Genomic DNA, 25,894 nt, shown 5'->3' with positions numbered 1-25,894 from the left:
CCAGCGATCTCCTCCGGCACCCTGTCCGAAGTTACTTGCGAGTAGTAACGTGCCGGGCATGGCAACGCACGAGGTGACCAACCAGGTTCCGCCGCTGAGCGGTCACGACGTCGCGGACGACCCAGCCCTGCTCAGCTGGGTCAACGACGCCGAACTGCACTCGCTGGGAAGGCTCGCGGGCAGCCACGAGTGGCAGGAGCACGGCCGCCTCGCAAACGCTTTCCCGCCGGTGCTGCACACGCACGACCGGTACGGGAACCGGATCGACGAGGTCGAGTTCCACCCTTCCTGGCACGAACTGATGAACGTCGCCGTTACGCACGGTTTGCACGCCTATGTCGACGGTGGGCACGTGGAGCGCGCGGCGAGGTTCTACGTGTGGTCCCAGGTCGAGGCCGGCCACGGATGCCCGATTTCGATGACTTACGCGGCTGTGCCCGCTTTGCGCGTCGCGCCGGAACTGGCCGAAAGCTACGAATCCCTTCTCACAGCGCGGAACTACGACTTCGGACTGCGCGCGCCGCTGTCCAAGCGTGGCCTGATCGCCGGCATGTCGATGACCGAGAAGCAGGGCGGTTCGGACGTCCGGGCGAACACCACGGTCGCCCGGGCCGTCCAGGACGGCTACGTGCTGACCGGGCACAAGTGGTTCACGTCGGCGCCGATGTCGGACGTGTTCCTGACGCTCGCGCAGGCCCCCGGCGGACTGACGTGCTTCCTGGTGCCGCGGGTGCTCCCGGACGGCACGCGCAACCGGTTCTTCCTGCAGCGCCTGAAGGACAAGCTCGGCAACAAGTCGAACGCGTCCGCCGAGATCGAGTACGACGAGGCGTTCGCGCACCGGATCGGCGACGAGGGCCGCGGCGTCCGCACGATCATCGAGATGGTCAACACGACCCGCCTCGACTGCGTCCTGGGCACGGCCGCCGGCATGCGGCTCGGGCTGCGGCAGGCCGCCCACCACGCGGCGCACCGCAAGGCGTTCGGCAGCTACCTGATCGACCAGCCCGCCATGCGCAACGTGCTGGCGGACCTCGCGATCGAGTCCGAGGCGGCCACCACCACGGCGATGTGGCTGGCAGAGCACCGGCCCCGGCTGGCGCTCGCCGTCACCAAGTACTGGGTCTGCAAGCGCGGCCCGGTGCACGCGGCCGAGGCGTTGGAGTGCCTGGGCGGCAACGGGTACATCGAGGACAGCGGCATGCCGCGGCTGTTCCGCGAGTCGCCGCTCATGTCGATCTGGGAGGGCTCCGGCAACGTCGCCGCGCTGGACGTCCTGCGCGCGATGAAGAAGGAACCCGAGTCGGTGCAGGAGTTCCTCGCCGCCGTCACCGGGGTCGACCGGCGCATCGACAGGGCGTTGAACGAGCTCGGCACCGCTCTGTCCGATGTGGACGAGTCGCAGGCGCGCCGGATCGTGGAGAAGATGGCGCTGATACTGCAGGGTGCCCTGCTCGTCAAGCACGGGCACCCCGCCGTGGCGGACGCGTTCCTCGGCTCACGGCTCGGCGGCGACTGGGGAGTCGCGTTCGGCACGCTCCCCAGGTCGACGGACTTCGCCTCGATCATCGACAGGGCTGTTCCCAAGCTCTAGGCGGGGCACCCGTTCGGCAGCCTCGGCGAGTCCGGCCCGTACAGGTCGCCGGTCAGGAACACGCACGTCGGCTGCTGGTCGAACTGGTAGATGTCGCCGATCTCCAGGATCGTGAAGTTCCGCGTCTCGCCGACCCTCGACTCCTTGAAGTTCGTGCGCCCGGTAGCGCCGAAGAACTCCAGCTCGCGCAACTCACCGCCGATCGCACCCCGGTGCGGGGTGGTCCCGGCCAGCCTGGCCTGGGCGTTGCGCACGGCGTCGAGGAAGAGCCCTGCCGCGTCGTAGGCGACGGCCATGTGTTCGCCGGGCCACGGCTTGGCCGGCTTGTCCTCGCGCGGCAGCGACGACTCCTGGACCTCGCTCGCCAGCCTCTTGTAGCCGGCGCAGAAGGCGTCGAGCGGCAGGCCGCCGCGCACCCTGTCGTCCGGCTTGCCGTCCACACAGGACTTGCCGGCCAGCACGACGAGTCCTGCCATGCTGACGTAGGACACGCGCATGCCGGCCAGCGCGTCGCGCTTGCGGCTCGCCTCCTGCGCGATGAACCGGATGATCGCGTCGTCGGCGACGATGCGCGGCAGCCTGTTCTTGTCGTAGCAGTTGCGGCCGACCGCCTGCAGGAACTCGCCGAAGTGCTCCTCGCGGCCCGCGAAGAACACGAGCTCGGTGGAGTGGTCCTCCACGCACTGCGACGGCACCTCCTGCGGTCCGCCCAACCACTCCCGCGCCTCGAACGGCACGCCGGACTTCGCCAGCTCCTGTCCCAGCACGGCGACCAGGTTGTCCAGGTAGACGTCCTCCTGCTGCAGCTTCGGGTGGTGGATCGTCACCTTGGTCGCGCCGACGTGCTGCGCGTACCGGCGGACGAGGTCGGCCTGCCGGACGTTGCCGGGGATCAGCTGGAAGTACATCGTCGAGAGCTTCGGCAGCGACGCCTCGGTGAGCGTGGTGCCGATGGTCGGCACGCCGAGCGACCCGAGCGAGGTGATGACCTGCCTGGTCTGCTCGACGCTGCGGTCGAGCCCGATCACGCCGATGATGCTGGGATCCCGTTCCAGCAACGGGTTCAGCATGTTCGTCAGCACGTCGTGGGCGCGGATCATCTTCGCGCCGCCGTTCGCGATCACGATGCGCAGCAACGGTCCCGAGCTCGACCTGTCGTTCTGCTGCCGCTGCTTGAGCAGCATGCCCTCCAGCTCCTCGGCGCGCGAGTGGTCGGCGTCGGGGTTGCTGTCCTTGTGGGTGAGACTTGAGAAGTAGAGCAGCGAGACCAGCGGGCGTGCGGGATCCGCCTCGTACAGCCGTTCCGCTTCGTCGTTCTGCGCGAACACCGCCTGCTGCGTCCACCGCAGCCGTTCGTTCGAGCCGAACACCTGGCTGCTGTTGTCGCTGTAGCCCAGGCACTCGACGTTGCCGTCGACGTCCATCAGCCGCGTCGAGATGCCCGGCGAGATAGCGGAGCCGAGGATCGAGCAGTTCGCCTCGACGTGGTTCTGAGCGGTCACGAACCCCGGGATGAGCAGCACCGCGACCACAGCCGCGATGATCGCCTCCAGCCGCCGTGACTTGGCGAGCCAGCGCACCGGCGCCGCGCGGAAGGCGGGTGCGGCCTTCCACTTCTTCTTGGCGGGGTCGGGGAAGGGCAGCCTGATCATCAGGTAGCGGGCGTCCGGCGCGAGCATCTGCCGTTTGCGCGGCAGCTCCTCGCGCCACGTCGTCAGCGCCTCCGCGGTCTCGTCCGGCGCGACCGGTGTCGTGCCGAGCCGCTGCGACAGCGCCGGCTGCACCGAGCTGGCCGCGATCACCAGCAACGGGTCCAGCTCACCGGTCTCGTTGCGGACGTCGTTGATCAGCTCCAGCAGCTCCCAGCCGCCGTTCTCCTTCGTCACGCCGTCCAGCAGCACGGGGATGTACGCCGTGCGCCGCCAGCCTGCCCTGCGCGGCAGGAAGCGCGAGCGTCTTCGGTACGCGATCCGCAGGTCCTCCAGGAACGCGTGCACGAGCAGCAGCTTGATCTGCTCCTCGTTCTCCGACTCGCGCCTGCCCAGCGTGAGGCGCTCGGCGAACCCGAGGAACTCGATGGAGTGGTTGGGCAGCGCGAAGTTCTGCCCGCGCATGAACCACTTCGACTCGCGCGCGAGCCCCGGCACCCGCTTGCCGAGCCACCGGAAGCCCGCCTTGCTGCCGACCCAGGCGACCAGCCCGAGCCCCAGCCGCGTCACGAGGTTCGGGATGAACGCGTCGACGGCCCGGTTGAGCTCCTCGCCGTTCCCACCGGTCTTGCCGGTCCACTGCCGCAGCAGCTCGATGACGCTGGCCCGGTCGTCCCTGCCGGGTTTGCGCGGCAGCCGCTTGCTCGTGAGCCAGTCGACGAGCCGGTAGTGGTCGAACCGCGTGAGCCGTTCGGTGCCGACGTGAACCTCGGCCAGCCGATGACTCAGCACGTCCAGCAACGGCAGCAGAGGCGGTGTCTCCCGCGCTTCCGGCGGCCATCTCTTGTCGACTTCCGCGCCCACCGCGGCGACGTCGACATAGGCGTGCGGAATTGCCGGGCGACCCTCGTCGAGCTTGTGCTCCAGCGCGTGCAGGAATGCCGTCGGACTGGCTTCGCTCTCCAGGTAGAGGATCGGAAGCGGCTGGTCACCGACCACTTCCTCGGTCTTGCTCCGGTAGAAGAAACCGGGCCTGTCACAAAGACCGTGAACGACCTCTAGAAGAACGTTCAAACCGGGGAAAACGGGCTCTGTCCGGCTAGCTGTCATCAGCACCCTCACACTCGTGCGGAAGGCAGATGACGCTAGCCGGACAGACCGTTTGGAACAGGCGGTTTGAAATTATTCAGCCGGAACGGACCAGTGCTGCTTAAAGGCCCAGCTCGCGGGCGATCAGCATCTTCTGCACCTCGGAGGTGCCCTCGCCGATCTCCAGGATCTTCGCGTCGCGGTAGAACCGCCCGACCGGGTACTCGTTCATGAAGCCGTAGCCGCCGAAGATCTGCGTGGCGTCACGGGCGTTGTCCATCGCCGCCTCGGACGACACGAGCTTCGCGATCGCCGCCTGCTTCTTGAACGGCTCGCCGCGCAGCATCCTCGACGCCGCCTCGTAGTACGCGAGGCGCGAGGTGTGGACGCGGGCCTCCATCTCGGCGATCTTGAACTGGATCGCCTGGTAGCTGCCGATCTTCGCGCCGAACGCCTCGCGCTCGTGGGCGTAGCGGACCGACTCGTCCACGCAGCCCTGGGCGAGGCCGACGGACAGCGCGGCGATCGCGACGCGGCCCTCGTCCAGCGTGCGCAGGAACTGGGCGAAGCCGCGGCCGCGGGTGCCGAGCAGGTTCGCGGCCGGCACGCGGCAGTCCTGGAAGGACAGTTCGCGGGTGTCGGAGGCGTTCCAGCCGACCTTGGAGTACTTCTTCGACACCGTGAAGCCCGGGGTGCCGGACGGGACGATGATCGAGGAGATCTCCTTGCGGCCGTCGGGCAGCGTGCCCGTGACGGCGGCGACGGTGACCAGGCCGGTGATGTCCGTGCCGGAGTTCGTGATGAACGCCTTGGTGCCGTTGATGACCCACTCGTCACCGTCGAGGCGCGCGGTGGTGGTCAGGCCGCCCGCGTCGGAGCCGGAGCCCGGCTCGGTGAGGCCGAACGCGCCGAGCTTCTCACCGGACGTCAGGGACGGCAGCCACTCGGCCTTCTGCTCGTCGGTGCCGAAGCGGTAGATGGGCATGGCGCCCAGCGAGGTCGCCGCCTCCACCGTGATCGCGACCGACGAGTCGACGCGCGCAAGCTCCTCCAGCGTCACGCACAGGGCGAAGTAGTCGCCGCCCATGCCGCCGTGCTCCTCCGGGAACGGCAGGCCGAGCAGGCCCATCTGCCCCATCTTCGCGACGATCTCGTACGGGAACTCGCAACGCTCGTAGAAGTCGCCGATGACCGGCGCCACCTCGTCGCGCGCGAACTCCTCGACCGTCTTGCGCAGGTCCTCGTACTCGCTCGGGAGCCTGAAGTCCACCATTGCTGTCACTCCTCGTGAGAGACGACGAGGGCCAGCACCTGGTCGAGTGCGACCTGCTGGCCTGCTTGCACGTTCACTTCGGCGAGCACGCCGTCGACCGGTGCGGTCACGGTGTGCTCCATCTTCATGGCCTCGACCACGAACAACGCTTGACCGGCGGTCACTTCCGCGCCCTGCTCCGCTCGAACGACCAGCACCGTGCCGGGCATCGGCGACTTCACCGGGCCACCGGAGGCCGCGGCGCCGTCGGCGGCACCGACCAGGAACTCGGCCTCGACCAACGCCCAGGAGGCGCCGTCGTGGCCCAGCCACAGGACGTCGCCGTCACGAGCCATCGCGTAACGGCGTGAGCCGACGAGCAGGTCGGCGCCTTCACGACGGGCCCGCGCGCGCACCGGTTCTCCTGCGCCCACAACGACTTCCTCGCCGCGCACGCGCACGTCGACGTCGTTGATCCGCCAGGTCGTCCAGGCGTGCTCACCGACGCGCCAGCCGGAGAGCTGGTCCCACGGGTCGTCGCCGTGCGGCTGCAGCGAGCGCTCCAGGCCGGCCGCCACGTACACGTCGTCCGGGATCTCGGCGGACGTCAGCGCGTCCAGCTTCCGTTCGACCAGACCGGTGTCCAGTGCGCCCGCGCGGACGTCGGGATCGCGCAGGAGTGCCCGCAGGAACGGGATGTTCGTCGTGACGCCGAGCAGCACCATCCTGCCGAGCGCGTGGTCGAGGCGTCGCAGGGCCTCTTCGCGGGTGCGGCCGTGCGCGATGACCTTGGCGAGCATCGGGTCGTAGTCAGAGCCGACGACGAGTCCCTCGTACAGACCGGAGTCCACGCGCACGTCGGACGGTTCGCTCAACGCCAGCACGCGGCCGCCGGTGGGCAGGAAGCCGCGCGACGGGTCCTCGGCGTAGACGCGGGCCTCGACCGAGTGCCCGTTCAGCTCGACGTCGAGGTCGAGGGGTTCGCCGGACGCCACGCGGAGCTGCCACTCGACGAGGTCGACGCCCGTGACCATCTCGGTCACCGGGTGCTCGACCTGCAGCCGGGTGTTCATCTCCATGAAGAAGTAGTCGCCGGAGGCACCGTCCACGATGAACTCGACGGTGCCCGCGCCGACGTAGCCGACGGACTTGGCGGCGTCGACCGCGGCGGAACCCATGGCCTCGCGGACCTCGGGCGTGAGGAACGGCGACGGCGCCTCTTCGATGATCTTCTGGTGCCGGCGCTGGAGGCTGCACTCGCGCTCACCGAGGTGGATCACGGTGCCGTGCGCGTCGCCGAGGACCTGGATCTCGATGTGGCGCGGGTTCGTGATGAACCGCTCGATCAGCAGCGTGTCGTCACCGAACGACCCGCGCGCCTCACGCCGTGCGGACTCGATCGCCTCGCGCAGCGCCGATTCCTCGTGCACCAGCCGCATGCCCTTGCCGCCACCGCCCGCGGAAGGCTTGAGCAGCACCGGAAAACCGATCTCCAGTGCCGCTTCGGCGATCTCGTCGTCGGACATGCCCGCACGCGTGCGGCCCGGCACCACGGGAACACCCGCCGCCGACACGGTCAGCTTCGCGCGGATCTTGTCGCCCATCGCGTCGATCGCCGACGCGGGCGGTCCGACGAACACGATCCCCGCCGCGTCACAGGCAGCGGCGAACGCGGTGTTCTCGGCCAGGAAGCCGTAGCCGGGGTGGATCGCCTGCGCACCGGTGGACACAGCGGCCGCGACGATCTTCTCGATGGACAGGTAGCTCTCACGGGCGGCCGCGGGGCCGATCCGCACGGCCTCGTCGGCCAGCTTGACGTGCAACGCCTCGGCGTCCGCGTCGGAGTACACGGCGACGGAACGGATCCCGAGCGACCGCAACGCGCGGATCACCCTGACCGCGATCTCCCCGCGGTTCGCCACCAGAACGCTGTCGAACATGATCACATCCGGAAGACGCCGTAGGAAACATCGTCGATGGGCGCGTTGGCCGCGCTGGACAACGCCAGCCCTAGCACCGTGCGGGTGTCACGCGGGTCGATGACGCCGTCGTCCCACAGCCGCGCGGTCGAGTAGTACGGGTTGCCCTGGTCCTCGTACTGCTGGCGGATCGGCGCCTTGAACGCCTCTTCGTCCTCTGTGGACCACTCGTCGCCGAGCTGGTCGCGGCGCACCGTCGCCAGCACGGAGGCCGCCTGCTCGCCGCCCATCACGGAGATGCGGGCGTTGGGCCACATCCACAGGAAGCGCGGCGAGTACGCCCGGCCGCACATCGAGTAGTTGCCTGCGCCGAACGAGCCACCGATGATCACGGTGAACTTCGGGACGCGCGCGCAGGCCACCGCCGTCACCATCTTGGCGCCGTGCTTGGCGATGCCGCCCGCCTCGTACTCGCGGCCGACCATGAAGCCGGTGATGTTCTGCAGGAAGACCAGCGGGATGGACCGCTTGTCGCACAGCTGGATGAAGTGCGCGCCCTTCACGGCGGACTCGCCGAACAGGATGCCGTTGTTCGCGACGATCCCGACCGGGTGGCCGTGGATGCGCGCGAAGCCGGTGACGAGCGTCTGCCCGTACTCCTTCTTGAACTCCTGGAACTTCGAGCCGTCGACGACCCGCGCGATCACCTCGCGCACGTCGTAGGGCGTCCGGGAATCCGTTGGCACGACACCGTAAAGATCGCTGTCGACCGCCGGCGCCTCGATCGGCGCGACGTCCCACGGCCGCTGTGCGCGCGGGCCGAGCGTCGAGATGATCGAGCGGACCATGCGCAGCGCGTGGGCGTCGTTCTCCGCCAGGTGGTCGGTGACGCCGGACGTGCGCGAGTGCAGGTCGCCGCCGCCGAGGTCCTCCGCGGACACGACCTCACCGGTCGCGGCCTTCACCAGCGGCGGGCCGCCGAGGAAGATCGTGCCCTGGTTGCGAACGATGATCGCCTCGTCGCTCATCGCCGGCACGTACGCGCCACCGGCGGTGCACGAGCCCAGGACCGCCGCGATCTGCGGGATCCCGCGAGCGGACATCGTGGCCTGGTTGTAGAAGATCCGGCCGAAGTGCTCGCGGTCCGGGAACACGTCGTCCTGCTTGGGCAGGAACGCGCCGCCGGAGTCGACGAGGTAGACGCACGGAAGGTTGTTCTGCAGCGCAACTTCCTGCGCGCGCAGGTGCTTCTTCACCGTGACCGGGTAGTAGGTGCCGCCCTTGACCGTGGCGTCGTTCGCGACGATCACGCACTCACGGCCGGAGATCCGCCCGACGCCGGTGATGATGCCCGCGGCCGGAGCGTCGTCGCCGTACATGCCGTTGGCGGCCAGCGGTGACAGTTCGAGGAACGGCGAACCGGGGTCGACCAGCGTGTCGACGCGCTCGCGCGGCAGCAGCTTGCCGCGGTCGACGTGACGCTGACGCGCCTTCTCGGGACCGCCCCGCGCGGCGACGGCCAGCTTGCTCCGCAGCTCGTCGACGAGCGCGGTGTGCTCCTTGGCGTAGCGGTCCGACGGCTCGGCTGCGCTGCGCAGGACAGGTGCGTCCATGCTCCCCAGACCTCAGGTTAGCGGGCGTTAACAAAGCCATGTTAGCGCCCGCTAACCCAGCGGTCCACCAGAGCGGCTCAAGAGTGACCCGAACGCAGGTCAAGGCCTCTTTTGAGCACTCTCACGTTCCGGAAAACCTACCCGATCGCCGCCCGCAGTGCGGGCAGGTAACCGCCGGAGTGACCCGCGCGGTTCGGGTGGTACGACTCCTCGACCGGCCAGCTCAGGCTGTTGAGCCACCAGCTCGACGAGCAGATCTCGTGCCCGGTGAACGCGCCGCGCACGTCGACGTACCCGAACCCGGCCGCCGCCGCCCGCGCGCCGATGGTGGCGTGCAGCGCGTCACTGCCGGAGTTGATCGCGGCCCGCTTGGTGTCGCTCAGGCCGACGTTGCAGGAGCCCGGCACCTTGTAGAGGCGCGGGTAGCCGAGCACGACCACGCGCGCCGACGGCGCCTTCGACTTGATCGTCGCGTAGACGTTGTTGAGCAGCCCGGGAAGCGTGTTCGCGGCGTAGGCCTTGGCCGTGTTCACCCGGTTGGTGCAGTCCTGGTCCGTGCCGAACGTGCAGGTGGTGATGACGTCGGTGAAGCCGGCGTCGTTGCCGCCGACCTGCACGGTGACCAGGTTCGTGGCGGCTGTCAGGTTGTTCGCCTGAGCGATGACGTCACCTGTTCGCGCGCCGGAACAGGCCACGGACTTGAAGGTGGCGGGCGCTGTCGCCGCCGCGTACAGGGCTGGATACGCGAGTGGACCGCGCTTGCAGCTACCGCTCGACCCGTCGTAGCTGCCGGTCCCGAGACCGGAGGCGTACGAGTCGCCGAGCGCGACGTAGTTGACCGGGGCCGCGCTGGCGGGGTTGGCGAGCGCGATGACGGCCGCGGCGGCGGTGACCACCGAGGCGAGGAGGTGGGCAGGACGCATCGAAGACTCCCGAAGGGGCCGCAGGGGTTGATGCATTGCGGGTCAATGGTTACTCACGGGTAAGGCCTGTGTGAAGTATTGGTCAATAGTCAACGAATGGCCCTGCTACCTGCGTGAATTCCCCCCATCGGCGGATTGTTCGAGCCGACTGGTTTCGGGCATGAAAAAGGCAGGGACCCCTGGAGGGACCCCTGCCTCGTGTTTCGCCGGTGCGATCAGCGGCTGGTGTCGAGGTAGTACTCGACACCTTCGTGCGTCGGCTCGTAGTCGCCCGTCGTGGCGTAGACGTCGATCGTGTCGTTGCCGTAGTTCACCGGAAACGCACGGAGGTACAGCACGGGCCATGCTTCACCCGGAACGACGAGGTCGGGGTGGTAGCAGTCGATTCCTCCATCGGTGTCCTCGCACGACCAGCCATCACCCCACGACTGCACGTCGAGCAGTTCCGGCACGGAGAGGAACACGGTCGCACCCTGCTCGTTCTCGTCCCCGACGTCCCGCAGCTGCACGGAGAAGTCGAAGGGACCCCGCGAAACCCACCGCACCCCGGTCTCGGTGACGCGCTCGTAGGTGGTGGCCGACGTGTCCAGCGACATCCGGATGTCGATCGGCGCCGTCTCCCCCTCGGCGGCGTTCGCGACGGACGTGCCCGAGAAGGCGACCACTCCGGCGACAGCGGCGCACAACAATGCCTTGATCATGGAACTCCCCCAGAGTTCGTATTGGTTCAACCACTTTGAGGACGCCCGTCCGCCCGCCGGGTTGCGCCGGCCCCGAATCGCGGGACCCGACGTCAGGTAAACGCCTGCTAACCTCCTTCCGTGGTCGAGAAACCCTCACGTCGGGACCAGATCCTCAACGCCGCGGCAGAGCTCTTCGCGCGCCACGGCTTCCACGGCGTGGGCATCGACGACATCGGCGCGGCCGTGGGCATCTCCGGCCCCGCGCTCTACCGGCACTTCCGCAGCAAGGACGCGATGCTCGGCGAGATGCTGACGTCGATCTCCGAACGACTGCTCGACGGCGGCCAGTCCCGCGTCGAAGCCGCCTCCGACGCCGACGAGGCGCTGCGTGAACTGATCGGCTGGCACGTCGACTTCGCGCTGGACGACCCGGCGCTCATCACCGTGCAGATGCGCAACCTCGCGAACCTCACCGACCCGGACCGCCGGCGCGTGCGCGCGTTACAACGCCGCTACGTCGAGGTGTGGGTGGAAACGATCCGCCGCACCGTGCCCGGATTCGACGAGCCGACCGCCCGTGCCGCCGCGCACGCCGTGTTCGGTCTGATCAACTCGACGCCGCACAGCGCCCACCTCGACCGGGACCAGATGGCGGCCCTGCTGTCGCGGATGGCGCTCGCCTCGCTGACGCCCGCCGTGGTGGCGTCCTAGATCAACCCCCGCTGGTGGGCCGCCGACACCGCGGAAGCCCTGTCCGGCACCTCCAGCTTGGCGTACACGTGCTGCAGGTGCGTCTTCACCGTCGCCTCGCTGATGTGCAGCACCGCCCCCACCTCGCGGTTCGTCTTCCCGCGCGCGACCAGCGCCAGCACCTCCCGCTCCCGGCTGCTCAACGCGGACACGGCCACGGGCGTGCGCACCCGTTGCACCAACCGGGCGGCGACCGAGGGCGACAGCACGGTCTCGTCGCGTGCCGCCGCCCGCACCGCCCGGAACAGCTCTTCGCGCGGTGCGTCCTTGAGCAGATAGCCGATGGCGCCGGCCTCGATCGTCGGCAGCACGTCGGCATCGGTGTCGTGGGTCGTCAGCACCAGCACCCGCGTCTCGGGCGCACGCGAGCGGATCGACCGGACGAGGTCGGCCCCGGACGGGGCGGGCAGCCGCAGGTCGGTGACGGCGACGTCGGGACGTACGGCCGCGATCACGGTCAGCGCCTCGGTGCCACTCGCCGCCTCCCCGACCACGTCGAAGTCGTCCTGCGTGCCGAGCATGCCGCGCAGACCGTCGCGCACCACCGGATGGTCGTCCACGACCACGATGCGGATCATCGGGCGTCCAGCGTGACGTTGACGGCGGTTCCGGCGCCGGCCGAGGACTCCACGGTCACCGTGCCGCCCAGCAGTGCCACCCGTTCCTCCATCGCGGTCAGGCCGAAGCCGCGCACCGACGGGTCGAAGCCGGCGCCGTCGTCCACGACGTCCAGCACGACCACGTCCTCCATGTACGACAGTGTGACGTCCACCCGGCCGGCCCGAGCGTGCCTGCCCGCGTTCGCCAGGGCTTCCTGTGCGGCGCGCAGCACGGCGACCTCGGTCTCCGCGGCCAGGACACGCGCGTCACCGGTCACCGTGCACGACGCGGGCACGCCGTGTTCCTCGCGCCACGCCACCACGGCCCGTTCCACCGCCTCGCCGAGCCGGGCGTCGCGCAACGGACCCGGTCGCAGCGCCTCGATCGACCGGCGCACCTCGACGAGGCTGTCGCGCGCCAGGCGACGGGCGGTGGCGATGCGGCCGCGCACCGGATCGTCAGCAGCCGTCAGCTCCTCCGCCACCTCCAGCTGCGTCACGATGCCGGTCAGCCCCTGCGCGACGGTGTCGTGCATCTCGCGCGCGACCCGTGCCCGTTCCTCCAGCACGTGCAGGCGCGCGTTCTCGGCGGACAGCAGGGTCAGCCGCTCGCTGATCTCGCGGCGGCGGATCACCTCGCGTTCCATCACGCGGATGATCCAGCCGACCAGGATCGCCATCGGGGTGGTGACGCCGAGGTTGATCAGCAGCGTCGAACCGACGTCGGTGCCCTGCGGCACCAGCCACAGCCAGCTCACCACCAGCACGCCCGCGTAGGCGAGCCAGCCGGGCAGCGCCAGGAACGAGAGGCCGTAACAGGCGGGCACGAAGATCGCGAACGCCGTGTCGTGCAGCAGCAGGACGAACGTCCCGGCGAGCAGGCCAGCGAAGTACAGCAGCATCACGCCGGTCCGACGCTCCCACCACGACGGGTGTGCCACGACGAACCACCAGTGCCACACCACCAGTGCGGCGACCACCAGCAGCGGCACCAGGGCGGGCCCGCCCACCAGGTGGACGGCCGTCGCCACGGCCAGCAGGCCGTACGGCGCGAGCGCCCACACCAGGTTCCACCGGCGTTCCTGCTCCACCATGGACGTCACGCCGGTGAGCTTCGCAGCTTCCGCGCCTTGCGGAGCAGGGTTTCCGCCGGTCCCGGCACGCCCCTGCGCCCGAGCAGGTCGGCCAGCACCACCGAGACGAGCCACGTCGCCAGCGCCAGCAGCGCGACCTCCGCCGACCCGAGCGTCCCGCCCAGTCCGAACGTGTAGGGCTTGAGCAGCACCACGAAGACGACGGACTGGAACAGGTAGCAGCTCAACGACCGCTCCCCGCAGGCCGTGACGGCCCGCACGACGACGTTGGTCCGCTTGATCCGCACGGAGATCAACCCGATCAGCGCGGCGTACCCGAGTCCACCCGCGACGCCGGTGACCGCGTGCAGAGCGCCCAGCTGCCACAACGCGGAGGTGTGCCAGAAGCCCGCGACCGCGAGTCCGCTGGGCAGCCCGCCGAGCACGGCCGCGCCGAGACCCCAGGTCGCGACGTGCCGCAGCAGCCGCTGGTGCCGTTCCGGTTCGGCCAGGACGTCACGACGGGCGGCCCAGACGCCCACCAGAGCCGCGGCGCCGACCCCGAAGAGCCCGAACGGGACCAGCAGCCACTCCAGCGGTTGCATCGCGATCGCCTTCAGCGGGTCGGCGGTCTCGAACGACCAGAAGAACGACCTCTGGCCGTTGGGTGGCGTCGCGTAGGCCTGTCCCTGGACCACCGCCGTCAGCACGAGCCAGAAGCCCGCGACCACCAGCAACGTCCTGTCCTTCAGCCGGCTCATCACGATCACCGCGAACCCGAGCAGGCCGTAGAGCCCGAGCACGTCGCCGGGGAACAGCAACAGGGCGTGGAAGAACCCGAACACGATCAGCCAGACGTTGCGCGACCTGGCCCGTTCCGGCGCCATCCGAGCGACGCCGTACGCGAACAGGAAGGCGAACATCGGGTACGCGCGGGCGTCGACGAACGTCACCACGAAGGCGCTGACCAGCCGGTCGAGCAGGTCCGTCTCGACGATGTGCTGCCGCACGCCGTACGGGCGGCCGTAGAGGAAGACGGCGGAGTTCGCCAGCGCGATCAACGCGAGCATGCCGCCGCGAGCCAGATCAGGTGTGAGCAGGCGTTTCATGTTTCGAGCCTCGCCGCGCGGCGCCCAGGGCGGCATCGGCCGTGTCTCCGGCCCGCATCCACCGATCGACGGATGGCGTGCGCCTGACCTGGCGAACTGGCGATCAGCCGAGACCCTTCCGTAACCTTGCCCGACAATGGGCGCTCGCAAACTCCTCCTCCGCCTCCCGGCCTGGTTCCGGTTCACGGTCATCACGCTCGCGGTGTTCGTGTGCGGCGTGATCGCCTCCAGACCGGCCACGGGTGACAACGGGGTGCCGCCGAGCGCCGACGTGATCGCCGCGGCCAACGCCGTCGACGCGTTCGTGTCTCCGTCGCCGACGCACGACCCGTACCTCAACCTGCCGTCGGACTTCGCGCGCGAGATGGGCCGCGATCCCAAGACCGTGACGGCACCGGACGGCACACTGCGGGTGGTCGACGCGAGCGGTGGCTGCTCGGGACCGGCGGGCGACACGGAGTGGGACTTCAGCGTCGCGTGCCGGGCGCACGACCTCGGCTACGACCTGTTGCGCTACGCCGACAGCAAGGGCGATCCGCTCGGACCGCAGGCCCGCAAGGCGCTGGACGACCGGCTCACGACCGACCTGCACGCGCAGTGCCGGCTGAACCCGCGCGGCGCCGGGCAGAGCTGTCACGCGGTGGCCGAGACCTACGCGCTGGGGCTGAAGTTCAACTCGTGGCGGCAGCGGTGGAGCGCGCCGGGTCACGAACCCGTGGTGGCGTGGGCGTTCGGCAGCGCCGTCGTGGTGTTCCTCCTGCTGGCGCGGCTGCACGGCCGTCGCCGCGAGGACCCGTCGGCCAACTCGCTGCCGCTGGTGCTGGCCCACGCCGAACAGGACAGGTACGCGACGTTCCTGCGGCTCTTCAGCCTCTCGCTGCTCGTGCTCGGCGAGACCGTGGCGATGCTCGCGCACCTCAGAGGGTTCGGCACGTCGTGGCTGTGGGCGTTGCAGGCGGTGCCGTTGTTCTTCTTCGCGGGCGGGCACGCGAACCTGCGCAGCTGGCAGGCACATCAGGGCGGCTTCGGCTGCTGGGTGTCGAGCCGGACGTCGTGGCTGCTGCGGCCGGTGCTCGCGTTCGTGCTGCTGTGGGTGGTGCTGTTCGCGGCGCTCAACCTGCTGGACGTGAAGGTGGACGCCTACAGCCGGCTGATCACGCATCCGTTGTGGTTCCTCGGGGTCTACCTGCTGGCGGTTGCGGCGACGCCGGCGGCCGCGTGGCTGCACGAGCACTTCCGCCGCACCGCGCCGTTCGTGCTGGTGCTGGTGACGCTGGGCGTCGAGGTCGCGCGCACGTCGGCGGACTGGAAGACCGGCGGGTACGTCAACCTGATCGTCGGCGCGTTGCTGATGCAGCAGATCGGGTTCTTCTACGCGGACGGCACGCTGGCCACCCTCTCCCGCAGGCTGCTGGCCGCGCTGGGCGCCGTCACCCTGCCCGCGCTGGTGTTCTTCAGCAGCTACCCGCGGTCGATGATGGTGCTCGGCGTGGCGCAGATCTGCCTGGCGCTGCTGGCACGTGGACGGCTCACGGCGTGGCTCGACGGCCGGTTCTGGCACGTCGTGGACTTCACCCGCCGCTCGCCGATGACGGTGTACCTCGCGTACCTCGCCGGGGTCGGCGCGCTGGTCGGGCTGCTCGGGCTGACGCAGGCGCCGATCTGGTTCGTGCTCGGGCTGGTGCCGCTGATCCTGCTGTTCCACCGGTTCGAGCGGCGCCTGGTCAAGTCCACGAAGCTCGCGCACGAGTCGCACCGCACGCGGCTCGCGACGGCGATGGGCGTGTCGTTCGGGACGCTCGGCGTGCTCGGGTTCGTGGTCAGCGGGTTCCTCGGCGACGGGGTGCTGGTGCTGCTGCCGGTCGACCCGTTGCAGAACCTCATCCACCTGCTGCTCGGCTGGTACCTGATCCACACCGCCCGCCACGGCAGTTGCGACACGCGGTTGCCGTGGCTGCTCACGGCGCTGGCGTGCGTTCCGCCGATGCTGGCGCTGGACCCGGCTCCTCCGGTGGTGGTGCTGCACGCCGTGGCGATCGGCCTCGCAGTGCTCGGAGCCATCCCCAGGTCACGGCCGCGCACACCGGCAGCCACAGCAGGCGCTGCCACACCCAGTCCGGATGATCTGGTGGCTGCTGGAGCCCCGGCAACGGCCCCCACGCGCTGAGCGCCAGCGTCACCGTGACCAGCGCGCTCTGGTGGGCCAGGAAGATCCCCAACGCGCGCTTGTTCAGCCACACCACGGGTTTCGCCGTGCCGAGCCTCGTCAGCAGCGGTGCGATCGTGAGCACCAGGCCGATCTGCGCGAACGCCAGCGCGAGCGTCGCGTAGTTCGGCGGGTTGAGGTTCGACACGGCCTCGCCCGGTATGCCCACGGCCGACACCGGATACCCGCCGAACGTCGTCAGCAGCGCGTACCCGAGCACGCCCGCGACCAGCAGCGGAGGGCCGGAGATCCGCCTGCGCGCCAGCGAGTGCCCGAGCTGCCAGGCCGCCCACCACACCGCGTACGGCACCACCAGCACCAGCACGACCGGCACGAGCACACCCCACGAGTGCTCGTCCAGCTTGCGCACCAACGGTTTCATCGCCAGCAGCACCAGGTAGACGCCCAGGAACCACAGCGGCGTCGTGACCAGGAACCCGATGTTCCAGGCGGTGCCCTGGTCGACGCCGCGCAGCACCAGTCCGAAGAGGACGGCCGCCCAGCAGCCGAGCATCAGGAACGTGGGCGCGGCGAGTTGCTTGAGCCGCGCGAGGAACGACGTCTTCGAGTGCGCGGCCGCGTACCCTCCGACGAAGAAGAACAGGCCGAGCGTCTGCAACACCCACGAGACCGGGGTGAGCGACGTCAGGTGCTTGAGCGGGCTGTCGACGTACATGCCGGTCGGGGTGTCGACGAGAGCGGTGACCAGCCAGTGGCCGAGGACGACGGTGATGACGGCGAGGGCTCGCACGGCGTCGATGAACGGGTTCCTCACAGCTGGTCCTCCGACACGATCCGCACCAGCGCCTTCAGCGTCTCGGTGCCCGGTTCGTAGTACGTGTCGTGCTTCCCGCCCTCGAACCGGAGCACCGTGGCCCCGAAGCCGTCCGACGCCGGATCGGTGCCGTGCCCGAGGTCGAACAACCGGGCGTGCGGCACGAACCGCATCCAGTCCCCGCCCGACCGCAGCGCCCAGACCTTCGCGCGGGTGTCCAGCTCGGCGACCGAACCCGCCCGCACACCAGGGCTTCCGGTGAACACGATGTCGTCCACGTCCAGGTCGTGCGCCGCGAGCCCGACCACGACCGACCCGTAGCTGTGGCCGATGACGTGGACGTGCCCCGGTGTCCGCAGCGCCCGCACGAAGTCGACCAGCGCGAGAGCGCCCTGCCGGGCCAGTGACCCGGTCATCGCGTCCACCCCGAGCCCCTGCGGCGTCCGGTACCCGAGCCACGCGACCACCGCGAGATCGGACCGGTGGGCCTGCTCGTGCAGGTTGGACGCCATCCGCCCGATCGTGCGGTCGAACCGGTCGACGTCCACGTCGGACCCCGGCACGACGACCACCACGTCGCGGGCGGTCGAGAGGTCACCGACGACCGCGACCCGGCGGGCGACGTCGGAACGCCACTGCGCGATCGACGGCGCGACCGACGGCAGGGCGATCAGCAGGAGGAACAGGACGGCTCGGCGCATGTCCCAGAAGCTAGGAAGACCACGGCCCCCGGATCGTCACACCAGAGCGCCATTACCCCGGTATCACGAGCCCGCTCTCGTAGGCGGCGATCACGGCCTGCGCGCGGTCGCGGAGCCCGAGCTTCATCAGCACGCGGCTCACGTGCGTCTTGACGGTCTGCTCGGCCAGCACCAGATGTGCGGCGATCTCGGCGTTCGACAGGCCCTGCGCGATCAGCACGAGGATCTCGGTCTCGCGTTCGGTGAGGACGCTCAGCTGCGCGGGCTTGACCCGTTCGGAGCGGCGTGACCGCACGAAGTCCTCGATCAGCCGCTTGGTGATCGACGGCGCCAGCAACGCCTCGCCGGCCGCCACCACGCGCACGGCGTTGAGCAGCTCACGGGCGGGCGCGTGCTTGAGCAGGAACCCGCTCGCCCCCGCCTGCAACGCCTCGTAGACGTAGTCGTCGAGGTCGAACGTCGTCAGCACCAGCACCTTCAGGCCGCCGGTGCCGTCGAGCAGCAGCCGGGTGGCGGTGAGCCCGTCCATCTCCGGCATGCGGATGTCCATCAGCACGACGTCGGGTTCGACCGTACGCGCCAGCGCGACGCCCTGCACCCCGTTGCCCGCGGCGCCGACGACCTCGATGTCCTCCTGGGCGTTCAGCAGCGCGGAGAAGCCCTCGCGCACCATCTCCTGGTCGTCGACCACGACCACCCTGATCACTTGTCCCCCAACGGAATCCTCGCCCTGACCATGAACCCGCCGTCCTCGGTCGACTTCACGGTCAGAGTGCCACCGTGCACCGCGACGCGTTCCCGCATTCCCACAAGTCCCTGCCCGCTGCCCCCGCCGCGGGACGGCCCTCCGGCCGTGTTGCGCACCAGCACGTCCAGCCGGTCGCCGTCGCGGCGCACGTGGACGGACGCCTTCGAGCCGGGCGCGTGCCTGGTGGCGTTCGTGAGCGCCTCCTGCACGATCCGGTACGCCGTGAGGCCGACCGCCTCCGGGACGTCGTCCACGTCGATCTCAGCCTCGTCACCCGGCCTCGCCAGCTCGGTGATGCGGCTGATGCCGGGCTGCGGTTCGCGTTGCGCGACCTCGCCGTTGGTCCGCAGCACGCCCAGCAGGCGTTGCATGTCGGTGATCGCCTCCCGCGCCGCCTCACCGACCTCAGCGAACTCCTTCTCGGCCTCCTCGTTGAGGCCTTTGAGGCGGTAGGGCGCGGTCTCGCACCTCACGACCACCAACGACATGTGGTGCGCCACGACGTCGTGCATCTCGCGCGCGATGCGAGCCCGTTCCTCCAGGGCGGCCTTGGCGTCGCGCTCCTGCTCCAGCTCGCGTTCCGCCCTGCCGCGGGCGCCGAGCAGGTAGACCACCGCGCTGACGATGGGCACGAAGAGTGCCATGTCCGCGGCCTGCGGTTCGGAGGCGATGATCAGCGCCATGGTGATCAACGTCGCCGTGATGACGATCGCACGCGAGTAGAACGCGACGACCACGACGAACAGCGGTGCGGCGGTCCAGTACTGCATGGCCGCGGCGCCCTCGCCCGCTATGAGGATGCTCACGAAGTAGAAGCCCGGCACGGCCAGCCGCCAGGCGTAGAGCGGCGACCGGACCAGCAGGACGTACGGCCCGACCGTCACGAGGAAGATGACGACCCACCAGCCGTCCGAGTCCGCCTGGCGCACGTAGCCGGCGCTCGCGACGATCCCCCACACCAGGGCGTAGATGATCAGCGCGGCGTGCACGGGAACGCGCAGCCGGCCGAGCGGCCCGGCGAGCACTCGGGTGCGATCGGGACCGAGAACGGTTCGGTACAACGCGCGGAACACCAGCCGATGCTAGGTCGATCCGCGAATCCGCACATTGACCTGCGGAGTGACATACCGAGGTATGACTCTGATCAAGATGGGGCATTGCGAACGCGTGACATCGCGCGGTAGGCAGTACCTGTGAAACCACCACAGGATCCAGATCGCTGGTCGCGGCTCACCGCCGTGGCCGGTGAGGCGCTGGCTGCCGCCAGGGCCGGGGAAGACGCTGTGGCGGTGGACCTCGTGACCGGGTACCTGAGCGGGTCGCCCGAGGGCAACGAGGAGATCCGTGAGCTCGTGCTGCTGCTGTTCGCAGAGTGCAGCAGCATGGTCAGCGCACTCGGTTCCGGCGGCGCCACGCCCGTGAAGATGCAGGTCTTCGACGAGGAGGGCAACGAGGTCCAGATCGACGACGCGGACCCGCCTGTCCGCACGGCGATCCGCGCGTTGCTGGCCGAGGTGCACGGTGACCAGGACGCGGCGTCGGAGCAGATCGAGATCGCACTGGCCAACGGCCAGCCGCAGGAGCTCGCGACCGTGGTCTTACAAGCCCTGCGGTGGACGTTGAAGCTGGCCATAGAGTGCGAGACGCGCGACCTGCCCGTCGCGTCGTGGATCACCGCGTCACTGGACGACCAGCCTTGACGTGCAGCAGAGCGTCCACACCGGCCATGAGGTGCTCGTCGAGCGGGAAGTAGCCCATCTCCAGCCTGGTGTCTTGCCGGGACGGTCCGCTCGGCTTGTCCTTCGTGACGCCCCAGGTCGTGAACCGGCTCTGCAGCTGGCCTTCCGGGGTGGCTTTGTCCGGTTCGCCCAGTCCGAACGAGTCGTTGCGGCCGAGCGTGCCGCCGATGACGGTGTACTGGTCACCGAGGATCGGCGCCACGAGCGCGCCCGCGGAGAACCACTCGATCCGTTCGCCGGCCATCTCCATCGAGGAGTTGGTGCGCTGCAGGTGGGCGTTGTGCGCGAACACGAACGTCGGGCCCTTCGACGCTTCCGCGCGCCTGATCTCCAGCAGGTTGCGCGCCATCACGCCGTCGCGCATCTGGCACAGGCGGTTGAGGCGCACGCCCAACGGGTTCGGCTCGGCGCACTCCCGGTGGTACTGGAGCAGGCTGAGCCCGGCTTGGAGGTGCGTCTCCGCACGGGACCACGCCTCGTCGGTGGTCTTCCGCCCGTGCAGCCGCCGGAGCATCCCCGTGCCGATCTCGCGCAGCCTCACGGCTTCTTCCGACTGCCCCGGTGACTGCTCGGAGTGGAGGACGGCCTCGTCGCGGCTCCACTTCTCGTCGTCGATCGTGAGGTCGACGTCCTCACCCAGGAAGTCGCGGGCGTGTTCGAGGTAGGCGCGCGGGCTGGGAGCGCTGGTCGTCTCGGTCTGGAAGTCGAAGCCGTGGAACGACAGGCGGGCGTCCGGCGCCCTGTCCGCGTTGTACTCGCGCATCCACTGCACGAGCTCGCGGTTGGCGGGCCAGTTCTCGCCGAACGTGTGGGAGAAGCCCTCCTTCATGACCACGTCGAGGTCGCCGGGCGCGCCCTGCACGTAGTCGTTGACGAGGAGGCCCCTGATCCGGCAGCTCTCCAGGGCGATCGAGCGGAAGCCCAGGCCCGCCAGCTGCTCGAACAGCTCGTTGCGGATCCAGGTGTGGGCGTGTTCGCGGTGGGTCGGTTCCCCGAAGCCGAGCAGTTCAGTGAACGGGGTGATGAACTCGCGGATGTCCTGGCTCATGTGGTTCAACCGTAACATTGAAAGGACTATTGAAACTTCGGCACGATTCTCACTGGTACTGCCCGCTAAAGTCTCAACCGTGCGACCAGCTGACCTCGCCCGCGAGCACGGCCTCTCGACCCAGGCGGTGCGCAACTACGAGGAGTCCGGGTTCCTCCCGCCAGCGGAGCGCACGCCGTCCGGCTATCGCGTCTACACCGAGGTCCACGCCGCCGCGCTGCGCACGTTCGTCGCGCTGATCCCCGCCTTCGGGCACGCCCGCGCCGGCCAGATCATGAACTCGGTGCACGCCGACGCACTGGACGACGTGCTGGAGTGGATCGACCGCGGGCACGAGCAACTGATGCGCGACCGCTCGACGCTCGACTCGGTCAGCCACGCGGTGCAGGACCTGACCGACGTCGAACCGGTTCTGGAGCCGCGCACGATCGGTGAGCTGGCCCGGCGTCTCGGCGTGACCCCGGCGACGCTGCGCGCGTGGGAGGACGCCGGAATCCTCGTTCCGGCAAGGGAGACGACCGGCTACCGCGTGTTCCGGGCGGAGGACGTCCGCGACGCCGAGCTCGCGCACCTGCTGCGGCGCGGCGGCTATCCGTTGGCGCGCATCGCTTTGGTGGTCGAACAGATCCGCACGGCGGGCGGCACCGACACGCTCGGTGCCGCCCTCGCCGACTGGCGACGCCGCCTCACCGCACGGGGTCTGGCGATGCTGGCCGCGTCCGCACGGCTCAGCGAGTACCTGAACGCACGGGCACCAGCTCCGTGACGAGCGCGCCGACCTGTTCGCTCTCGATCAGGAACGCGTCGTGCCCGTACGGCGACCCGATCACCCGCAACCCGTCCGCTCCCGGGATGCCCGCCGCCAGCTCTTCCTGCTGCGCCAACGGGTACAGCCGGTCCGAGTCGACGCCGGCCACGATCGTGCGCGCCGAGACCTTCCGCAGGGCGGCCTTGATCCCGCCCCGCCGGTACCCGACGTCGTGCGAGTTCATCGCCTCGGTCAGCGTGACGTAGCTGTCCGCGTCGAACCGCCGCGACAGCTTCGCCGCGTGGTGGTCCAAATAGGACTCGACCTCGAACCTGCCGTCGTCCTGGAGCTTCCTCCCGAAGCGCGCCTGCAGCTCCTGCTCGCTGCGGTAGCTGATGTGCGCGATCCGCCGCGCGATCCCCAGTCCCTCCAGGGGATCGGCCTTGATCGCGTGCACCTGCGCCGACGCCAGCGCGATCTGCTCCGCCGACGCCGCGGCCGTCGTCGCCAGCAGCAGCAACGACTCCACGCGTCCGGGCTCGCTCACCGCCCACTCGACGGCGCGCATGCCGCCCATGGACCCGCCGAGCACCGCCGCCCACCGCTCGATGCCCAGGTAGTCCGCGAGGTGTACCTCGGCCGCGACCTGGTCGCGGATGGTGATCGCCGGGAAACCGGGGTACTGCCAGGGCCCCGTGCTGCCCTGGCAGCCGCCCAGCACGTTCGGCGCCACCACGAAGAACCCGTCGAGCGGCTTGCCCTCGCCCACCAGGGAGTCCCACCAGCCCGGCGTGGGGTGACCCGGCTCCACGCCCCCGGCGACATGACTGTCGCCGGTCAGGGCGTGGAGCACGAGCACCGCGTTGGAGGCCTCGGCGTTCAAGGTCCCCCACGTCTCGTACGCGAGCTGGAAACCCGGCAGTTCCCCGAACGTCTCGGCGTGGCTGAACCACTTCCGCCGCCCGTTCGGATCGCCGAACCGCCAGCCGCCCACTACAACTCGGACTTCGCCGCGGTGAAACCGGCTTCCAGGTCCGCCTTGAGGTCCTCCAGGCCCTCCAGGCCGACCGACAGCCGCACCAGGCCGGGCGAGACACCCGTGACGAGCTGCTCCTCCGGCGTGAGCTGGCTGTGCGTCGTCGAAGCGGGGTGCACGATCAGCGACCGCACGTCACCGATGTTCACCAGCTGGCTGAACAGGGTCGTGCCGTCCACGAACGCCCGTCCGGCCTCGACACCACCGCGCAACTCGAAGCTCACGACCGCGCCGGCGCCCTTGGGCAGGTACTTCTGCGCGTTGGCGTGGAACGGCGACGACGGCAGGCCCGCGTAGTGGACCTTCTCGACCTCGTCACGGCCTTCGAGCCACTCGGCGAGCGCCTGCGCGTTCTGCACGTGCCGCTCGATGCGCAGCGACAACGTCTCGATGCCCTGGATCACCAGGAAGCTCGTCAGCGGCGCGATGGCCGCACCCGTGTCCCGCAGTCCCTGCACGCGCAGCTTCGCCGCGAACGCCCCGTGCCCGAGCACAGGCCAGTACTGCAGCCCGTTGTAGCTGGGGTCGGGCTCGTGGAAGTCGGGGAACTTCTCGGCGCCGTACTCGAACTTGCCGCCGTCCACGACCACACCGGCGATGGCAGTGCCGTGCCCGCCGAGGTACTTCGTCGCCGAGTGGATGACGATGTCGGCCCCGTGCTCCAACGGCCGCAGCAGGTACGGCGTGGGCACCGTGTTGTCGACGATCAACGGCACGTCGTTCGCGTGCGCGACGCCGGCGACACCCTCGACGTCCAGCACGTGCGACCGCGGGTTGGCCAGCGTCTCGGCGAAGAACAGCTTGGTGTTGGGCCGCACCGCCGCCTGCCAGGCGTCCAGGTCGTCGGGGTCGTCCACGAAGGACACCTCGATGCCGAGCTTCGGCAACGTGTAGTGGAACAGGTTGTAGGTGCCGCCGTAGAGCGACGCACTCGACACCAGGTGGTCACCGGACCGCGCGAGGTTCAGGATCGCGGCCGTCTCAGCGGCCGACCCGGAAGCGAAGGCAACGGCAGCCACGCCCCCTTCGAGAGCGGCGACCCGCTGCTCCAGCACGTCCTGCGTGGGGTTGTTGATGCGCGTGTAGATGTTCCCGGGCTCGGCCAGCGAGAAGAGGTCCGCACCGTGCTGCGTGTCCCGGAAGACGTAGGAGGTGGTCTGGTAGATCGGCGTGGCGCGAGCGCCGGTGGCCGGGTCGGGCGCGGCGCCCGCGTGGATCTGAGCGGTTTCAAAGGACCAGGACATGGCTGTGCTCCAGAACGTTCGCTGATTTCCTGACGGGACTGCGATCAACGAGAGCGACGACAGGCCATGCTGGTGACGCGCACGTAATCGACGTGGCGTCGGCTAACCAGCGACATGGTCATAGTCGACGAATGTAAGGGGCCACACGGTCCCATGGACACCCCGTCCAACAGGTGAGACCGCATAGGCTGATCGCATGCGCACAGCTCTGGTCGGCTACGGACTAGGTGGGGCGGCCTTCCACGCCCCGTTCATCGAGGCAACCCCCGGCCTGCAACTCTCGGCAGTGGTCACCTCGAACCCGAAGCGCCAGGCAGAGGTGGCGGACCGCTACCCGTCGACCCGCCTTCTGTCCTCTCTGGACGAAGTCTGGCAAGGCGACTTCGACCTGGTCGTCATCACCACCCCGAACCGCTTCCACGCCACCCACGCCCGCCAGGTCCTGGAACACGGCCTCAACGTGGTGGTCGACAAGCCCTTCGCAGGCTCCGCCATGGAGGCAAGAGCCCTGGCCTCCATCGCCTCCTCCCGAGGCCTGAGACTGGTCCCGTTCCACAACCGCCGCTGGGACGGCGACTTCCTGACCGTCCAACGCCTCCTCACCTCGAACACCCTGGGCAAGGTCCACAAGTTCGAGTCCCGCTTCGAGCGCTACCGCCCAGAGATCAAGTCGTCCTGGAAGGAATCAGGCGACCCAGCGGACCTCGGCAGCATCCTCTTCGACCTGGGCACCCACCTCATCGACCAGTCGGTGGCCCTCTTCGGCCGCCCCGCGTCGGTGCACGCCGAGATCGCCACGGTCCGCCCCGGGGCCCGCGCCGACGACGACGTCTTCCTGTCCCTGACGCACGAGGGCGGCGTCCGCTCCCACCTCTGGATGAGCGCGCTGGCAGCAGACCAGGGCCCGCGCTTCCGCGTCCTGGGCCACGACGCCGCGTACGTGAAGTACGGCATGGACCCCCAGGAGGACCGCCTCAAGGCAGGCGACACCCCCGCAGGCCCAGGCTGGGGCGAGGACCCCGAGCCAGCCTGGGGCACGCTGAACGGCCAGCCGCACCGCACGGAGCCAGGCGCCTACCAGGACTTCTACGCAGCAGTGGCGGCAGGCGAGGTGCCGGTGTCGCCGCAGGACGCGGTGACGGGCCTGGAGGTGATCGAGGCGGCGAAGCAGTCGGCGGCGACGGGAGACGCAGTCCGCCTCTGACGCACGGGTACCGCGATGCCGCAGGACAGGCGCGATGCCGCAGGCGAGCCGTGTGATCGGTGCGACGCCGCAGGCGAGCCGTCCTTACCAAGAGGAACCGGCGGTGGGGTCCCATCACGAGTCGCGCCATAGCACTTGCTGCACCTGAGGAGGGGTGTCAAGCGGACACGCTTTTCGTCCGCTTGACACCCC

Annotated in this window: 21 protein-coding genes and 1 pseudogene; 6 read left to right on the top strand and 16 right to left on the bottom strand. The window is 69.5% G+C overall.

What is annotated here, in order from left to right; translation table 11 throughout:
- The first annotated feature begins 58 nt into the window (after positions 1-58).
- Complete coding sequence (locus tag ACFWN2_RS26775; protein WP_382431828.1) at positions 59-1,594, top strand: acyl-CoA dehydrogenase family protein; 1,536 nt, start codon at positions 59-61, stop codon at positions 1,592-1,594.
- Here the strand turns inward: ACFWN2_RS26775 and ACFWN2_RS26770 are convergent.
- The 6 genes from ACFWN2_RS26770 to ACFWN2_RS26745 form a co-directional block, all read right to left on the bottom strand.
- Positions 1,591-4,242, bottom strand: coding sequence for a hypothetical protein (locus ACFWN2_RS26770; protein ID WP_382431826.1), 2,652 nt, complete (start codon positions 4,240-4,242; stop codon positions 1,591-1,593). The two genes, ACFWN2_RS26775 and ACFWN2_RS26770, sit on opposite strands and share 4 nt — an antisense overlap.
- Before the next feature lie 211 nt (positions 4,243-4,453).
- Complete coding sequence (locus ACFWN2_RS26765; protein ID WP_382431824.1) at positions 4,454-5,605, bottom strand: acyl-CoA dehydrogenase family protein; 1,152 nt, start codon at positions 5,603-5,605, stop codon at positions 4,454-4,456.
- Positions 5,606-5,610: 5 nt separating this feature from the next.
- Positions 5,611-7,524 (bottom strand): acetyl/propionyl/methylcrotonyl-CoA carboxylase subunit alpha, encoded by a 1,914-nt coding sequence (locus ACFWN2_RS26760; RefSeq protein WP_382431822.1) that lies wholly within the window; start codon positions 7,522-7,524, stop codon positions 5,611-5,613.
- 2 nt (positions 7,525-7,526) lie between these two features.
- On the bottom strand, positions 7,527-9,116 hold the full coding sequence (locus ACFWN2_RS26755) for a carboxyl transferase domain-containing protein (RefSeq protein ID WP_382431820.1): 1,590 nt from the start codon (positions 9,114-9,116) through the stop codon (positions 7,527-7,529).
- Positions 9,117-9,253: 137 nt separating this feature from the next.
- Complete coding sequence (locus ACFWN2_RS26750) at positions 9,254-10,039, bottom strand: SGNH/GDSL hydrolase family protein (RefSeq protein WP_382431818.1); 786 nt, start codon at positions 10,037-10,039, stop codon at positions 9,254-9,256.
- A gap of 215 nt (positions 10,040-10,254) precedes the next feature.
- On the bottom strand, positions 10,255-10,740 hold the full coding sequence (locus ACFWN2_RS26745) for a hypothetical protein (RefSeq protein ID WP_382431816.1): 486 nt from the start codon (positions 10,738-10,740) through the stop codon (positions 10,255-10,257).
- Positions 10,741-10,860: 120 nt separating this feature from the next.
- Here ACFWN2_RS26745 and ACFWN2_RS26740 point away from each other — a divergent pair, with 120 nt between their 5' ends.
- A complete protein-coding gene (locus tag ACFWN2_RS26740; protein WP_382431814.1) occupies positions 10,861-11,433 on the top strand; it encodes a TetR/AcrR family transcriptional regulator in 573 nt (190 codons plus the stop codon).
- Here ACFWN2_RS26740 and ACFWN2_RS26735 read toward each other — a convergent pair.
- The 3 genes from ACFWN2_RS26735 to ACFWN2_RS26725 are packed head-to-tail and all read right to left on the bottom strand — an operon-like array spanning position 11,430 to position 14,253.
- Positions 11,430-12,050, bottom strand: coding sequence for a response regulator (locus tag ACFWN2_RS26735; RefSeq protein WP_382431812.1), 621 nt, complete (start codon positions 12,048-12,050; stop codon positions 11,430-11,432). The two genes, ACFWN2_RS26740 and ACFWN2_RS26735, sit on opposite strands and share 4 nt — an antisense overlap.
- Positions 12,047-13,165 (bottom strand): sensor histidine kinase, encoded by a 1,119-nt coding sequence (locus tag ACFWN2_RS26730; protein ID WP_382432249.1) that lies wholly within the window; start codon positions 13,163-13,165, stop codon positions 12,047-12,049. The genes ACFWN2_RS26735 and ACFWN2_RS26730 overlap by 4 nt, the downstream gene beginning before the upstream one ends.
- Before the next feature lie 5 nt (positions 13,166-13,170).
- Positions 13,171-14,253, bottom strand: a complete 1,083-nt coding sequence (locus tag ACFWN2_RS26725; RefSeq protein WP_382431810.1) for a DUF418 domain-containing protein — start codon at positions 14,251-14,253, stop codon at positions 13,171-13,173.
- Between the two features lie 136 nt (positions 14,254-14,389).
- Between ACFWN2_RS26725 and ACFWN2_RS26720 the strand changes: the two are divergent.
- A pseudogene (locus ACFWN2_RS26720) lies at positions 14,390-14,851 on the top strand (hypothetical protein); the annotation flags it as partial.
- 1,360 nt (positions 14,852-16,211) lie between these two features.
- Here the strand turns inward: ACFWN2_RS26720 and ACFWN2_RS26715 are convergent.
- Genes ACFWN2_RS26715 through ACFWN2_RS26700 form a run of 4 tightly spaced genes read right to left on the bottom strand, consistent with a single transcriptional unit; the run spans position 16,212 to position 19,756 of the window.
- A complete protein-coding gene (locus ACFWN2_RS26715) occupies positions 16,212-17,234 on the bottom strand; it encodes an acyltransferase (protein WP_382431808.1) in 1,023 nt (340 codons plus the stop codon).
- Positions 17,231-17,935: an alpha/beta hydrolase gene (locus tag ACFWN2_RS26710; protein ID WP_382431806.1), complete on the bottom strand. Its 705-nt coding sequence runs from the start codon at positions 17,933-17,935 to the stop codon at positions 17,231-17,233. Before ACFWN2_RS26710 ends, ACFWN2_RS26715 begins: the two co-directional genes overlap by 4 nt.
- 52 nt (positions 17,936-17,987) lie before the next feature.
- Entirely contained in the window at positions 17,988-18,641 is a 654-nt protein-coding gene (locus tag ACFWN2_RS26705) for a response regulator (RefSeq protein ID WP_382431804.1), read from the bottom strand.
- Positions 18,638-19,756, bottom strand: a complete 1,119-nt coding sequence (locus ACFWN2_RS26700) for a sensor histidine kinase (protein ID WP_382431802.1) — start codon at positions 19,754-19,756, stop codon at positions 18,638-18,640. Before ACFWN2_RS26700 ends, ACFWN2_RS26705 begins: the two co-directional genes overlap by 4 nt.
- A 120-nt stretch (positions 19,757-19,876) precedes the next feature.
- Between ACFWN2_RS26700 and ACFWN2_RS26695 the strand changes: the two genes are divergently transcribed.
- On the top strand, positions 19,877-20,383 hold the full coding sequence (locus tag ACFWN2_RS26695) for a hypothetical protein (protein WP_191301702.1): 507 nt from the start codon (positions 19,877-19,879) through the stop codon (positions 20,381-20,383).
- Here ACFWN2_RS26695 and ACFWN2_RS26690 read toward each other — a convergent pair.
- Positions 20,355-21,470, bottom strand: a complete 1,116-nt coding sequence (locus tag ACFWN2_RS26690; RefSeq protein WP_382431799.1) for an erythromycin esterase family protein — start codon at positions 21,468-21,470, stop codon at positions 20,355-20,357. The genes ACFWN2_RS26695 and ACFWN2_RS26690 overlap by 29 nt on opposite strands.
- 79 nt (positions 21,471-21,549) lie before the next feature.
- On the opposite strand from ACFWN2_RS26690, the gene ACFWN2_RS26685 reads away from it, so the two are divergent.
- Entirely contained in the window at positions 21,550-22,236 is a 687-nt protein-coding gene (locus ACFWN2_RS26685; RefSeq protein ID WP_382431798.1) for a TioE family transcriptional regulator, read from the top strand.
- On the opposite strand, the gene ACFWN2_RS26680 is transcribed toward ACFWN2_RS26685, so the two are convergent.
- Together ACFWN2_RS26680 and ACFWN2_RS26675 are read right to left on the bottom strand one after the other, a co-directional pair.
- Entirely contained in the window at positions 22,199-23,212 is a 1,014-nt protein-coding gene (locus ACFWN2_RS26680) for a homoserine O-acetyltransferase (protein ID WP_382431797.1), read from the bottom strand. The genes ACFWN2_RS26685 and ACFWN2_RS26680 overlap by 38 nt on opposite strands.
- Entirely contained in the window at positions 23,212-24,498 is a 1,287-nt protein-coding gene (locus tag ACFWN2_RS26675; protein WP_382431795.1) for a bifunctional o-acetylhomoserine/o-acetylserine sulfhydrylase, read from the bottom strand. The genes ACFWN2_RS26680 and ACFWN2_RS26675 overlap by 1 nt, the downstream gene beginning before the upstream one ends.
- Positions 24,499-24,694: 196 nt before the next feature.
- Between ACFWN2_RS26675 and ACFWN2_RS26670 the strand changes: the two genes are divergently transcribed.
- Entirely contained in the window at positions 24,695-25,702 is a 1,008-nt protein-coding gene (locus ACFWN2_RS26670) for a Gfo/Idh/MocA family oxidoreductase (RefSeq protein WP_382431793.1), read from the top strand.
- Positions 25,703-25,894 lie beyond the last annotated feature (192 nt).

Source organism: Lentzea sp. NPDC058436 (assembly GCF_042721515.1).
Taxonomy (GTDB): domain Bacteria; phylum Actinomycetota; class Actinomycetes; order Mycobacteriales; family Pseudonocardiaceae; genus Lentzea.
The sequence above is the reverse complement of the archived record's forward strand: the minus strand, read 5'-3'. Positions and strand labels throughout refer to the sequence as shown.